Here is a 12,919-nt window from a genome sequence, read left to right on the forward strand (position 1 = left end):
CCATGACCCGCACCGTCTATGTCAACGGCCAGTATCTGCCCGAACACGAAGCCACCGTGTCGATCTTCGACCGCGGCTTCCTGATGGCCGATGGCGTGTATGAGGTCACCTCGGTGCTGGATGGCAAGCTGATCGACTTTGACGGCCACATCAAACGCCTGCACCGCAGCCTGTCCGAACTCGACATGGCCGCGCCCTGCTCCGATGAAGACCTCATCGCCATGCACCGCGAACTGGTCCGGCTCAACAACATCGACCAGGGCATGATCTACCTGCAGGTCACGCGCGGCAACCCCGGTGACCGCAGCTTCGTGTTCCCGCCCGCCGACCTGCCGCCCACCATCGTGGCCTTCACGCAAGACATCCCCAACCTCGCCGATGCCCCCGCCGCAAAAACCGGCTTCCGCGTCATCTCGATCCCCGACCTGCGCTGGTCGCGCCGCGACATCAAGACGGTGCAACTGCTCTACCCGTCGATGGGCAAGATGGCCGCCAAAAAGGCCGGCGTCGATGACAGCTGGTTCGTCGAGGATGGCGCGGTGACCGAAGGCACCTCGAACAACGCCTATATCGTCAAGGGCAACCGCATCATAACGCGACAACTGACCACCGACATCCTGCACGGCATCACCCGCGCCGCCGTCCTGCGCTTCGCCGCCGAGGCACAGTTCGAGGTGGAAGAACGCCCCTTCACCATCGAAGAGGCGCAAGCCGCGGACGAGGCGTTTTCCACCGCCGCCAGCATCTTCGTCATGCCCGTCGTGGAAATCGACGGCAAGCCCGTGGGCAGCGGCAAACCCGGCCCCGTCGCCACCCGCCTGCGCGAGCTTTACCTTGACGAAATGCGCAAGGCCGCCGTGTAACCGGCGGCCCCGCATCCTTGGCTGAAGCGGCCGCCGCTTCAGCCTGCCGACAGCACGATATCCGTCGGCAGAATGGCCGAGGGCGCGACCCCCGCCAGAAACGCCACATCATCGCTGCCGAACCGCACCATGGTGCCGCCCTCCACCGCGACCAGATCGGGCGTGCTGCCCACAGGGCTGCCCGCCAGCGTGATCTCGATCCGGTCCACGCCGGGGGTGAAATCGGTGACGCGCACCGCGCTCCGGTCCCATTCCATGATGATCTCGTCGGTCGCATCGCGCACGTCGTCAAAGTAGTGCAGCGCAAAGGTATCGGCACCATCGCCGCCCGTGCCGATATCGCCATCGCTCAGCGTCAGGCGGTCATTGCCATCGCCGCCGAACAGGCTGTCCGGCCCCGACAGGTCGACGCGCACGCCATCCACCATGACGCTGCCTTCGTCTCCGCTCAGCACATCATCGCCGGCGCCGCCGAACAACTGGTCCGCACTGGCCCCCGAGAACAGCCTGTCAGCCCCTTCGCCGCCATAGACCGTCACGCTGCCATGCTCTGCCACGGTCCTGCCCGCCTGCACGAACCCGTCATAGCGGTCATCGCCATCGCCCATATAGGCCACCACTTCGGCCCCGATGCCGCGCACCTGCAACCAGTCGTTGCCCGCGTTGCCCACCACCGTATCGGCCCCGACCGCCTGTCCGTTGCCATCGGGCCCGGGCGCAGAAGCAGCCGCTGCGCCCAGAAGGAACACATCATCCCCCGGCCCGCCATCGAGCAGGTCATCCCCGGGGCCGCCGTTCAACGTATCATCCCCGATCCCGCCAAAAAGCTGGTCATCCCCCGCGCCCGAAAACATGAAGTCGTTGTCCCCGCCACCGGTCAGCGTATCCGCGCCGCTGCCGGTCTGCATCACGTCATCGCCTGCGCCGCCATCTGCGGTGATCGCCGCCCCCGCCGCACCGGCCTCCAGCGTATCCGCCCCGTTGCCCAGATCGACAAAGGCGGCCCCCTCGGCCCCGGTCATCTGCACCAGATCATTGCCATCGCCGCCCGAAACGGAATCATTGCCCGACTCCGAGACGATCAGATCGGCCCCCTCGTCGCCGTTCAGCTGGTTCAGGCCCGCGCCGCCATAAAGCGTATCATCCCCGAAGCCGCCCGACAGCGTATCATCGCCTTCTCCGCCCGACAGGCTGTCTGCGCCGAGGCCGCCGTCAAGGCTGTCATCCCCCTCGCCGCCGAAAAGGCTGTCAGCCCCACCGCCGCCCAAAAGCGTGTCATTGCCGGAATCGCCCGCCAGACTGTCCTCCCCGAACCCGCCCGAGGCGAAATCATCCCCCGCGCCGCCCAGCATGGTATCGGCTCCGCCCCCGCCAAACAGACGGTCGTCGCCCTCGCCCCCGTCCAGCATGTCGCGGCCGATGCCGCCCATCAGCATGTCATCGCCCGCCTCGCCGTAAAGCGCATCCGCGCCACGGTTGCCAAACAGGCTGTCATCGCCCGCGCCGCCCATAATCGTGTCGCGGCCTTCAAATCCGTTGATCAGGTCATGGCCATCCAGCGCCTCGATCAAGTCGGACCGGTTGGTTCCGGTCAACGCGTCATCCCCAGCGGTCGCCGGTTCACGCGGCTCGGGATCATCGGCAGAATCAGAACCGCCACCCGTGAACAACCCTGCCAGCAAAAGCGCCGGCAAAAGCAAAAACAGTTCCATAAAAAATACCCCCCGTTACCAACACGGCGTCATGCCACAGACCTACTGAGTAACGGTTCCGGTCACGCGCTTGTTAATACCCAAGGGGCAAAAAACGTGCCTGTCAATCTGCCGCGCAGGTCGCGCTGTGATTGTCCACGCCAGCACAGCAATATTGGCAATATTCCCCGATATTTACTGCGAATTGGAAACGCGGCTCACCCTGTGGTTGAGGGGCCGACATTGCGGGCAAAAGCCTCGGTAAAGGCCGCCTGCTTGGCCTCGTCCGCCGGGGTCTGGTTTTGCGCCACCCAGTCCTCATAGGGCATGCCGTAAACGATCTCGCGCGCGGTGGCCTTGTCCATCTCGATGCCGCGCGCATTGGCCGCTTCCTGATACCAGCGGCTCAGGCAGTTGCGGCAAAAACCGGCCATGTTCATCAGGTCGATGTTCTGCACATCGGGCCGCTTTTCCAGCAAATGATGCATCAGCGCGCGGAACGCTGCCGCCTCAAGCTCGATCCGGGTTTGCTCGTCCTGTGTCATGCTGTCCTCCTGCGCCGACAGCATGTCCTATCGGCGCAGGCGCTTCAACCGGCGTCAGGCAGGCTCCACAGTCAGCCAGTTATCCCGCGTGGCCAGAAGTTGCTCTGCATCCTGATTGGACAGCCGCACCACAGGTTGCCCGTCCACCTCGATCAGCGTCGTGAGAGGTCCGAACGGCCGGATGACGATCTGCGCCGTGTCAGGATTGTCGAGGATCAGCGTCAGCGACTCGGTCTGGTGGTCAAAATCGGTGATGATGCTCATCGCGTCATCGGGCCTGTAAGCGATGGCGAATTCATCCGCGCCAAGGCCGCCGCTCAGAAAATCCCCGTCATCCCCGAGCAGCAGGTCATTGCCATCGCCGCCTTCCAGCTGGTCCGGCCCGCGCTCTGCCACATCGCCCGAGGTGACACTGGCCGACACGCGGTTCAACTGCTGCGCGCTGACAGTGTCGGCAAAATTGCGCGAAAGCACGCCGCGCAGGTCTGCGGCAGAGCGCGCCATTTCATCGGCATACCGGTCGAACTCCACTCCCACCAGCGTGTCATCGCCTTCGCCGCCCTGCATGGTATCGCTGCCGCTCGACCCGATCAGCAGGTCATTGCCCGCCCCGCCCGTCACCGTATCATTGCCTGCCCCGCCAACCAGCAGGTCGTTGCCGGTCGCGCCGTCCACACGGTCATTGCCCGCGCCGCCCAGCACCACATCATTGCCCTCGTCGCCGGTCAGGTCGTCATTGCCGCGCTCGCCCGCAATCACGTCATTGCCCTGCAAGCCCTCGATGGTGTCGCGCCCGAGGCCACCCAGCAGAATGTCGTTCAACACCGTGCCCGCCATCTCGTCTGGCGCGGTGGTGCCTGCCTCGACCTCGCCCGCCTCATCCGAAGGCTCGGGCTCCGCCGCGGGCCCGTCGTCGCCACCGCCCGAGCCACCGACAACAAGACCACCGACCAAAAGCAGGGGCAACAAAAGCAGAAATTCCATCAGGACACCTGTGCACAGCAAAAAACGCAAACCGCGCGGCCAGTGCAGCACAAAGGAAAGTTGGGTCAAGCCTTTGTGATCATTTCCCGAAACGGTCAGTCAATCGAGGGATATCCACCAAGATTGTCCTGATTTTGGCGGCAATCAGGCGGGGGCAGACACGGCTGCCAGCGCGGCCGACAGAATCGGTGCCAGCCGCACCGCCCAATCCTGCTGCTCGGCTTCGGTCCCGATCAGGTCATTGCGCACCTCGATCAGCGTATTGTGCCGCCCCGGTATCAGCGCATGGCGGTCGATCGCATCGCCGGGCAGGTGGCCGGCATAGGGTTCGTTGTCGCCCACGCACCAGTCCGGCACCTGCTCCAGACCGGCGATCACCGCGCGCGAAAGCCGCTCGTCCAGATGGCTGTGCAGCACCCCGATGTGCCAGGGCCGCGGCGCGCGCCCCTTCAGGCAGGGCGTGAAGGAATGGATTGCCAGAATGGCCCGCCCCTCCGCCAGCCGCGCCAGCGCCTCGTGATAGGGCCGGTAAAGCCGCTCCAGCCGCGTCTCCACCTCGGCGGGCCCGACATGGCGGTTGGCCGGAATGATCGTGCCGTCATACAGCTTCATCACCAGCGTCGGGTCATCCTCGCCGCGGTTGGGGTCAATCACCAGACGGCTGAAATCGGAACAGATCACCGGACTGTCCAGCGCCGCGCCCAGGGCAATCGCCAGCCCGCGCGCGCCCACGTCATAGGCGATGTGCCGCGCCATGTCCTCGGGCGCGATCCCGAGGCTCCCGCCCAGCCAGTCCGGCACCCGGTTGGTCGCGTGATCGCAGGTCACCAGCCACGGCCCCGCCCGCCCGGCCCCCAGGATTTCAAAGGCCTCGTGCCTGCTTTCCGGGCGTCTCTCTGTCATCTCTGCTTTACCCCACGGTGGTTTTACGGCTTTAGGTCATTTAGCCGGAACGCGCCAGTTGCCCCGCGCGTCCGATTGCTCTATTCCCACCCGTGGCCCACCACGAAGTGAAAACCGAAGAAGGAACAAGGCATGAGACGCCTTCGGAATGTTAAGATCGTGGCCACTCTGGGCCCGGCATCCAACGACTATGAAATGATCCGCGCGCTGTTCGAGGCGGGGGCAGACGTGTTCCGCCTGAACATGAGCCACGGCACGCATGACGACATCCGCGCCCGCCACCAGATCATCCGGCAGGTCGAATCCGACACCGGACGCCCCATCGCCATTCTGGCCGACCTTCAGGGCCCGAAGCTGCGCGTCGGCACATTCGACGCCGATTCCTATGATCTGGCCGATGGCGACAAGTTCCGCCTCGATCTGGACCCGGCCCCCGGCAACGCGACCCGCGTGCAACTCCCGCACCCCGAGATCTTTGCCGCGCTGGAACCGGGCGCCTCGCTTCTGGTCAATGATGGCAAGATCCGTCTGGTGGTCGATGACTGCGGCAAGGACTTTGCCAATTGCACCGTCACCGTCGGCGGCACCATCTCCAACCGCAAGGGCGTGAACGTCCCCGATGTGGTCCTGCCGCTGGCCGCGCTGTCGCAAAAAGACCTCAAGGACCTCGAGTTCGCCTGCGAACTGGGCGTCGACTGGCTGGCGCTTTCCTTCGTGCAGCGCGCCGAAGATGTGCTGCAGGCCAAGGATCTCGCCCGTGGCCGCGCCGCCGTCCTCTCGAAAATCGAGAAACCCGCAGCGGTCAAAGCCTACGAATCCATCCTCGCCGTCTCCGATGGCATCATGGTGGCGCGGGGCGATCTGGGCGTCGAACTGCCGGTCTACTCGGTCCCGCCGATCCAGAAACGCCTCGTCCGCATGGCCCGCGCCGCCGCCAAGCCGGTGATCGTCGCCACGCAGATGCTCGAATCGATGATCGAATCGCCGATGCCGACGCGCGCCGAAGTCTCGGACGTCGCCACCGCCATCTACGAAGGCGCCGATGCCGTCATGCTCTCGGCTGAATCCGCCGCCGGCAAGTTCCCGATCGAAGCGGTCGCCACGATGGACAACGTGGCCAAATCGGTCGAAAGCGACACCACCTACCGTCAGGTGATCGAGGCCAGCCGCACCGTCTCGCGCTCCACCGTGGCCGATGGCATCGTGGCTGCCGCGCGCGAAATCGCCGAATCCACCGACATCAAGGCCATCGCCGTCTTCTCGCAATCGGGCACCACCGTCAGCCTCGTCGCCCGCGAACGGCCCCGCGTACCGATCATCGCGCTCACCCCGCTGATGGGCACCGCCCGCCGCCTCTGCCTCACTTGGGGCACGCATTGCGTCATCACCGAAGAACAGGACCGCTTCAAGGGCGCTGTCATCTCGGCAGTGCGTGCCGCGCGCCAGCACGGTTTCGCCAAGGAAACCGACCAGATCGTGCTGACCGCCGGTGTGCCGTTCAACGTGCAGGGCACAACCAACATCCTGCGCGTCGCGCCTTGCGATGAACGGTTGATTTACAAGGCAGATCCGGAATAATCGCCGGAAGGCAAAGCGGAAGGGGCGGTGATGGACTCTGACCTCATGTTCGTGATCGGGGCCATTCTCATGGCCCTTGCCATCCCCTCCATATTCTCGGCCCTGTCAGACAGCCGCCCCCCTCGGGCGGCTGCCATCATTGTGCTGATCGGCGGCACGCTCATCGTCATCGCCCTCAACCAGAAACCGGGGGGCGTCGCGCTGTCGCAAGTGCCGGATATCTTCTTTCGGGTCATCGGCCGCCTGCTGAACTGACGGCGCCCTGCGCTTTTGCCTTGCGCCTGCGCCCGACCCCGCCTATAGGGGCCACTCTGGAAAGCCTGCGGGGCCGGCCAACTTAGGCATGCCGAGTCGCGCATTTGACGATTGGAGATCGAAATGCCCAAGATGAAGACCAAATCCGCCGCGAAGAAGCGCTTCAGCTTCACCGCCAGCGGTCGTGCAAAGGCTGGCGTCGCCGGCAAGCGTCACGGCATGATCAAGCGTACGACCAAGTTCATTCGCGATGCTTCTGGCACGATGTTGCTGTCCGCTTCGGACACCAAGATCGTCAAGAAGTACATGCCCTACGACCGCTAAGGAGAGACACCCATGGCTCGCGTTAAATCTGGTGTCGTCACGCACGCACGTCACCGCAAGGTCATCAAGAAAGCCGCCGGCTATTACGCCGCCCGCTCGACCAACTTCCGCACCGCCACTCAGGCCGTCGACAAGGCCCAGCAGTATGCGACCCGTGACCGCAAGGTCCGCAAGCGCCAGTTCCGCGCCCTGTGGATCCAGCGGATCAACGCCGCAGTCCGCCTGTTCGACATCGAGATGACCTATTCGCGCCTCATCAACGGCCTGTCCAAGGCTGGCATCGAGGTGGACCGCAAGGTTCTCGCCGATCTCGCCGTTCACGAACCCGAGGCGTTCAACGCCATCGCGGCTCAGGCCAAATCGGCTCTGGCAGCCTGATAGGCGCGCCGATCTGATGCAAAGCCCCGCCCTTTGGCGGGGCTTTTTCATATCTGGCGGACGGCAGGGCTGCCTGCTGCCCCGCGCTCTGGCTGCGGCTTGTGTTTTCTCCCCAACTGCGCGCAGCTATGCTAAACAGCCCTGACCCTTGCCGCCGCCCGCGCAACCACCGGAACCCGCCACCATGACCATCACCCAGGACGACGAGCTTGAATCCCTGCAGGCCATTGGCCGGATCGTGGCCAATACGCTGCAGGCGATGGCGGGGGCGATGGAACCGGGCATGACCACGCAAGAGCTTGACGATATCGGCCGCGCCCATCTGGAACGCGAAGGCGCGGCCTCCGCCCCCGAAACCACCTATGGTTTTCCCGGTGCCACCTGCATCAGCGTGAACGAGGAAATCGCCCACGGCATACCGGGCGGGCGGGTGCTGCGCGCAGGCGATCTGGTCAACATCGATGTCTCCGCCTCCAAGGACGGGTATTTTGCCGATACGGGGGCCAGTTTCGGCCTTGGCGCGGTGCCGGCCGCGCTGCAAAAGCTTTGCCGCGACGGCAGGCGCGCCATGCAGATCGGCATCGAACAGGTCGGGCATGACAAACCGCTGGCGGGCATCGGCAATGCCATCGGCCAGTTCGCAACGGAGCGCGGCTATACGCTGATCCGCAATCTGGCCAGCCACGGCATCGGCCACGCGCTGCACGAAGAACCGACAGAGGTGCCAACATGGCCCAGTCGCGGCGATCGCCGCATCATGCACAAGGGCCTTGTGCTCACGGTAGAGCCGTTCCTCTCCAACGGTGGACGCTGGGCCGAAACGGGGTCCGAAGATGACTGGACGCTCTACAGCCAACCGCCCGCATGGGTCGTGCAATACGAACACACTGTCGTCACCACCGATCGCGGGGCCATCATTGTCACCTTGCCGGGCTGAACCCGGCGCGGCGCGGCCGCGAGCGCGCGGGGGGGCTGCCGCCGCGGCACCGTCGCGCAAATCGTTAACAAATGGTAAATCCCGCAGTGCCAACCTGTTGATTTTACGTCATTCCTCCAGTTGCCCCCCGCGTTACAAAGGCCCCCCGTGCAGTTCCGCTTTCCCGACCAGACCATCACCGTGAACATCCCCGACCAGCCCCGCCTGCTGGCCGAGGTCAGGGCGCGGTTCCGGGCCGGGCAGGGCTTTTCCCTCGCCACGATCAACCTCGACCACCTCGTGAAGCTCAGGGCCTCCGCCAGCTACAGGGCGACCTACGCGGCCCAGGACCTGATCGTGGCCGACGGGAACCCCATCGTCTGGCTGTCCCGCCTCGCCCGCCGCCCCGTCGCCCTCGTCCCCGGCTCCGACCTGCTGCGCCCCCTCCTCCGGCTGGCCGCCGAGGAAGGCATGCCCGTCGCCCTCTACGGCTCCACCCCCGAGGTGCTGGCCAAGGCCGGCGCGCGGCTTCAGGCCGAACTCCCCGCCCTGCGGCTGGCCTGGACGGGCGCGCCCCCGATGGGCTTTGACCCGACCGGCCCCGATGCCGCAGCCGCCCTGCACGCCATGCAGGCCGCCGGGGCGCGGCTCTGTATCGTCTCCCTCTCCGCCCCCCGTCAGGAGGCCTTCGCCGCCTTCGGCCGCACACAGGCCCCCCGGATCGGCTTCTGCGGCTTCGGAGCGGGTCTGGATTTCATCGCGGGCAATCAGCAGCGCGCCCCCCTCTGGATGCGCAGGCTGGCGCTGGAATGGCTGTGGCGCGCCCTGTCCGCACCGCGCCGCCTCCTGCCGCGCTACGCCGCCTGCGCGGCCATCCTGCCCGGTCAGGTCATCGCCGCCCTGCGCCTGCGGCAGGGCTGACGGCTACTTGTACTCGATCAGCCCGGCCTGCCGCCCCAAGACCCGGTTGAGGTGATAGCCCAGAACCCCGCGCGCCTCGGCAAAGCGGCCCACCACCGTCAGCAGTCCCCAGAGCAGACCCTCCCGCCGCGCCAGCCGCACCACCTGCGCCGGATAGGCCAGCGACAAGGTCCAGCCCAGCGGGTGCAGCGCAGCGGCCACCACCACAACCACCGGCCCCGCCACGCCCCACATCAGAGCGCGGCGGGTCTCCAGCACCCAATGCCGCTCTGGTCCCGCGCCGTGCAGGTCCGCGCCCTGCGCAAAGGCATGCCCCGCGCGCACCATCCGCCGCCACCATTGCCCAAAACTCAGCAAGGCAGCGTCATGCAAGGTCATCTCTGCGTCGATCCGCCAGATCGTCCCGCCCGCGCGCCGCAGACGCAGGCACAGTTCCGGCTCCTCCCCGGCAATCAGATCATCGCGGTAGCCTCCGACAGCCATGACCGCGGGATAACGCATCAGGGCGTCGCCCCCGCAAGCCGTTGCCTGACCGACGGGGGTATCCCATTCGCTGTCCGCCATCCGGTTATACGGCGAGGCCTCGGGAAACCGCTCGCGCCGCCGCCCGCAGACGACCACCGCATCCGGATGCCGCGCAAAGGCTGCCAGAGCCGCGCCGATCCAGCTTGGATCGAGCACGCAATCCCCATCGATCAGTTGCACAAATTCTGGCGGGGCCGTGGCCAAGGCAAGCAGGCCCGCATTTCGCGCCCGTGCGGCGGTGAACGGCTTTTCCATGTCAAGCGCCACCACCTCGGCCCCCTCTGCCCGCGCCTTGGCGACCGAGCCATCGGTGGAGCCGCTGTCCACATAGACGATCCGACGCACCCGCCCCTGCAGCGCAGCCAGACAGGCCACCAGACGCGCGCCCTCGTTTCGGCCGATCACCACAGCATCAACGATCACCGACATCTTTGCCAACCTTGCGATTTCCCGTTCCGATCCTAGATTCGAAGCACAGGCTTGACCATGCTTTACGGGCCCCGAGGCACGGGCAAAGCCTTTCATTTCGGAAGATAATCTGCTACCTATAACAACAACTGGACGGGGGTCTGGCAGGTCTGAAAAGTGACGATGCATCTTGGATGTGTTGGTATTTTTGCAGAAGCGCCAAAAATCGTGGCTTGCCAGGTGGCAGGTTTGGGTTTCGGTAGGCAGCCCCCGTGCTGCGCTTTTCAGGAGCGTGCCAGGCAATGGCCCGACACAATAACTTGGCGCTACCTTCGGAAAACATACTGGATATGGGGATTTTGCCGATGGAAGGGGATGGCGGAGCCCCATCGCGGCGTGACCGCGCCGTGACGGTTTCGGTGTTTCGCCCCGGCCGCGCGTCGGAGCGCGACCTTGATCCGCTGAATGTTGACTTGGGGCGCGATATTTTTGCCGACCCCTTTCCCTTGGCGCTTTTCAACGCCGCACGTGTCTGGGAATCGCTGAATGCCATCAGCCTGAATGGCGATCATCTTGCCAGAAACGGTTTGTTTACCAATCCAGATCAAAGCCTTGCGGGCCCCGCTTTTGATATTTTGCGCACCCGGATTGCTCAGGCAATGGCCGAACGGGGATGGCGCCGGATTGGTGTGACCTCGCCCACACATGGATGTGGCAAGTCCTTTACCGCCGCCAATCTGGCAATGGCTTTGGCACGGCGACCGGGCAGCCGGACCGTGCTGCTCGATCTGGATTTGCGCCGCCCCAATCTGCACAGCCTCTTCGGGGTGACGCCAGCGGGCGCGTTGCGCGATTTTCTGGATGGCACGCAACCCATGGAATCCTTGTTCATGCGGGTCGGCCAGACGCTCGCGATCGGCTTCAACGGAGAAGCTGTTCCCGATGCCGGGGACATCCTGCACAGTTCAGACACCACGCAGGCGCTGGATGCGATGGAGGTGCAGCTTGACCCCGAGATCACGGTGATGGACCTGCCGCCCGCTTTGGTGACCGACGATGTGCTGGCCATGAAGGGCAAGGTGGACGCCGTTCTGATCGTCGCAGATGGCACGCAGACCACTGCAAAAGACATCCGGGCCTGCGAGACGCTGTTTGAAAACCGTATTCCCCTGATGGGGGTCGTCTTGAACCGTGCGCAAGATCTGGGTCTTGGGCGTCTGCGCTACGGGCGGGCCTGAAGCATGGGTCCGATCCAGACTGTCGAAGACCTGCTTGGCCTGATCCGCCGCAGATTCTGGCTGATCGCTGCGGTCAGTCTGTTCGGCACCCTGTTTGCCATCTGGTATGCCAAAACGCGTCCGGATGTTTTTGAAACCGCCGCTGTCTTGCAGGTCGAACTGCCGATGGTGACTGACGGCGGGCAGGCACCGGCCATGCCGGTGAATGTGCTGCAACTGCTGACCAGCATCGAACAGCGCCTGACCACCCGCGAAAACCTGATCGCGTTGATCGACCGGCATGGCCTGTTCGCCGATGCGCCTGCCATGTCGATCGAAGACAAGGTGATGGCGATGCGCGAGTCGATCCGGTTTCAAAGCGTGTCCGGCCCCTCCGGAGCCTTGTCGGCGCTGATCATCTCGGCGCGGGCCGGAGAGGCAGAGAATGCCGCCCGCATCGCGAATGACTTGGCGCAAAGCGTGCTCGACATGGGGGCAGAGGGCAAGCGCGCAACGGCCGAGGCAAGTTTCCAGTTCTTCAAGGAACAGGAAAATCGCCTCTGGACCCAGATCACCGCATTGGAAGAGCAGATTGCAAGCTACCGTGAAAGCAATCGCAGTTCGCTTCCCGGCGTGCGCGAGGCGCGGCAGGACCAGATCGCAGAGCTGGAGACTTCGCTTCGGGCACTGGACCAGGAGATCACCGGACTTCGCAGCGAGGAGGCGCAGTTGAACGCGCTTCAGACCCAGCGGGCAACGGATCGGCGGCGGCTGGACGATATAGCGCAGCGGTTGGCTGTTCTGGCGGCGCAGCGCGCGCCTTTGGCGGAACGCAAGGCGGCGCTTGAAGCCACGGTGGGCGATACCGCCGAGGTAGAGCGGGCGCTGTCAGGCTATGAGCGGCAGTTGCGGCAGTTGCAGGACCAGTACACGGTGGTGTCACAGCGGATGGCAGAGGCGGAGACCGCGCAGAGCCTTGCTTCGCGCCGACAGACCGAACGGTTTTCGATGCTGGAGCGGGCGATTACCCCGGATTATCCGCTCGGTTCCGGTGCCAGGAAGATGGCCGTTGTCGGCTTGATCGGCAGCGCTGGTCTGGGGCTGGTGCTGGCCTTCTTGCTGGACCTGATGCATCCGGTTATCCGGACAGCCGCGCAGATGGAGCGAGAGTTGAACCTGCGCCCCGTGGTGTCGATCCCCGAAATCAAGCCGCACAGCCGCAAGCCGCTCGGGCGGCGGGCGATCGCTTCGCTGATCGAGAATGAGGCGGGACGGCTGCCTGCAATAGAGGAGCTCCGCGGCAAACTTGTGCTGGGCGGGGCGCTTTTGGTGGTCTTGACGGCAATCGTCGCGATGTTCTGAAAGTGGCAGGACAGAATGCAAAAGGCCCGCCCTACAGAGGGCGGGCCTT

Annotated in this window: 14 protein-coding genes; 9 read left to right on the top strand and 5 right to left on the bottom strand. The window is 64.9% G+C overall.

Going from position 1 to position 12,919, the window contains the following annotated elements; translation table 11 throughout:
- The first annotated feature begins 2 nt into the window (after window positions 1-2).
- A complete protein-coding gene (locus G3572_RS08345; RefSeq protein WP_164610696.1) occupies window positions 3-863 on the top strand; it encodes a D-amino-acid transaminase in 861 nt (286 codons plus the stop codon).
- Window positions 864-901: 38 nt separating this feature from the next.
- Here the strand turns inward: G3572_RS08345 and G3572_RS08350 are convergent, their stop codons facing one another.
- The 4 genes from G3572_RS08350 to G3572_RS08365 all read right to left on the bottom strand — a co-directional run bounded on the left by G3572_RS08350 (window position 902) and on the right by G3572_RS08365 (window position 4,986).
- Entirely contained in the window at window positions 902-2,575 is a 1,674-nt protein-coding gene (locus G3572_RS08350) for a calcium-binding protein (RefSeq protein ID WP_164610698.1), read from the bottom strand.
- 197 nt (window positions 2,576-2,772) lie between these two features.
- Window positions 2,773-3,099, bottom strand: a complete 327-nt coding sequence (locus tag G3572_RS08355) for a DUF1244 domain-containing protein (RefSeq protein ID WP_164610700.1) — start codon at window positions 3,097-3,099, stop codon at window positions 2,773-2,775.
- Window positions 3,100-3,153: 54 nt separating this feature from the next.
- Entirely contained in the window at window positions 3,154-4,083 is a 930-nt protein-coding gene (locus G3572_RS22280; RefSeq protein ID WP_164610702.1) for a calcium-binding protein, read from the bottom strand.
- Between the two features lie 144 nt (window positions 4,084-4,227).
- A complete protein-coding gene (locus G3572_RS08365; RefSeq protein WP_164610705.1) occupies window positions 4,228-4,986 on the bottom strand; it encodes an N-formylglutamate amidohydrolase in 759 nt (252 codons plus the stop codon).
- A 132-nt stretch (window positions 4,987-5,118) separates the two neighbouring features.
- Between G3572_RS08365 and pyk the strand changes: the two genes are divergently transcribed.
- The 6 genes from pyk (at window position 5,119) to G3572_RS08395 (ending at window position 9,358) form a co-directional block, all read left to right on the top strand.
- Window positions 5,119-6,564, top strand: coding sequence for a pyruvate kinase (gene pyk / locus G3572_RS08370; RefSeq protein ID WP_164610707.1), 1,446 nt, complete (start codon window positions 5,119-5,121; stop codon window positions 6,562-6,564).
- Between the two features lie 30 nt (window positions 6,565-6,594).
- Window positions 6,595-6,819 carry a hypothetical protein gene (locus G3572_RS08375; protein ID WP_164610710.1) on the top strand — a complete coding sequence of 75 codons (225 nt, stop codon included), beginning with the start codon at window positions 6,595-6,597 and terminating at the stop codon, window positions 6,817-6,819.
- A gap of 123 nt (window positions 6,820-6,942) precedes the next feature.
- A complete protein-coding gene (gene rpmI, locus G3572_RS08380) occupies window positions 6,943-7,143 on the top strand; it encodes a 50S ribosomal protein L35 (RefSeq protein WP_100196796.1) in 201 nt (66 codons plus the stop codon).
- 12 nt (window positions 7,144-7,155) lie between these two features.
- Window positions 7,156-7,521 carry a 50S ribosomal protein L20 gene (rplT, locus tag G3572_RS08385; protein WP_164610713.1) on the top strand — a complete coding sequence of 122 codons (366 nt, stop codon included), beginning with the start codon at window positions 7,156-7,158 and terminating at the stop codon, window positions 7,519-7,521.
- A gap of 184 nt (window positions 7,522-7,705) precedes the next feature.
- The gene (gene map, locus G3572_RS08390) at window positions 7,706-8,458 is read left to right on the top strand and encodes a type I methionyl aminopeptidase (RefSeq protein WP_164610715.1); all 753 of its coding nucleotides are present in this window, start codon (window positions 7,706-7,708) and stop codon (window positions 8,456-8,458) included.
- 147 nt (window positions 8,459-8,605) lie between these two features.
- On the top strand, window positions 8,606-9,358 hold the full coding sequence (locus tag G3572_RS08395; protein ID WP_164610717.1) for a WecB/TagA/CpsF family glycosyltransferase: 753 nt from the start codon (window positions 8,606-8,608) through the stop codon (window positions 9,356-9,358).
- A gap of 3 nt (window positions 9,359-9,361) precedes the next feature.
- Here the strand turns inward: G3572_RS08395 and G3572_RS08400 are convergent, their stop codons facing one another.
- Entirely contained in the window at window positions 9,362-10,312 is a 951-nt protein-coding gene (locus G3572_RS08400) for a glycosyltransferase family 2 protein (RefSeq protein WP_164610719.1), read from the bottom strand.
- Window positions 10,313-10,593: 281 nt separating this feature from the next.
- On the opposite strand from G3572_RS08400, the gene G3572_RS08405 reads away from it, so the two are divergent.
- Window positions 10,594-11,529, top strand: coding sequence for a CpsD/CapB family tyrosine-protein kinase (locus G3572_RS08405; protein ID WP_164610721.1), 936 nt, complete (start codon window positions 10,594-10,596; stop codon window positions 11,527-11,529).
- A 3-nt stretch (window positions 11,530-11,532) separates the two neighbouring features.
- Window positions 11,533-12,870 carry a GumC family protein gene (locus G3572_RS08410; RefSeq protein WP_164610724.1) on the top strand — a complete coding sequence of 446 codons (1,338 nt, stop codon included), beginning with the start codon at window positions 11,533-11,535 and terminating at the stop codon, window positions 12,868-12,870.
- Window positions 12,871-12,919: the final 49 nt, after the last annotated feature.

Source organism: Pseudotabrizicola algicola, assembly GCF_010915705.1.
In the GTDB taxonomy this organism is placed as follows: Bacteria; Pseudomonadota; Alphaproteobacteria; order Rhodobacterales; family Rhodobacteraceae; genus Pseudotabrizicola; species Pseudotabrizicola algicola.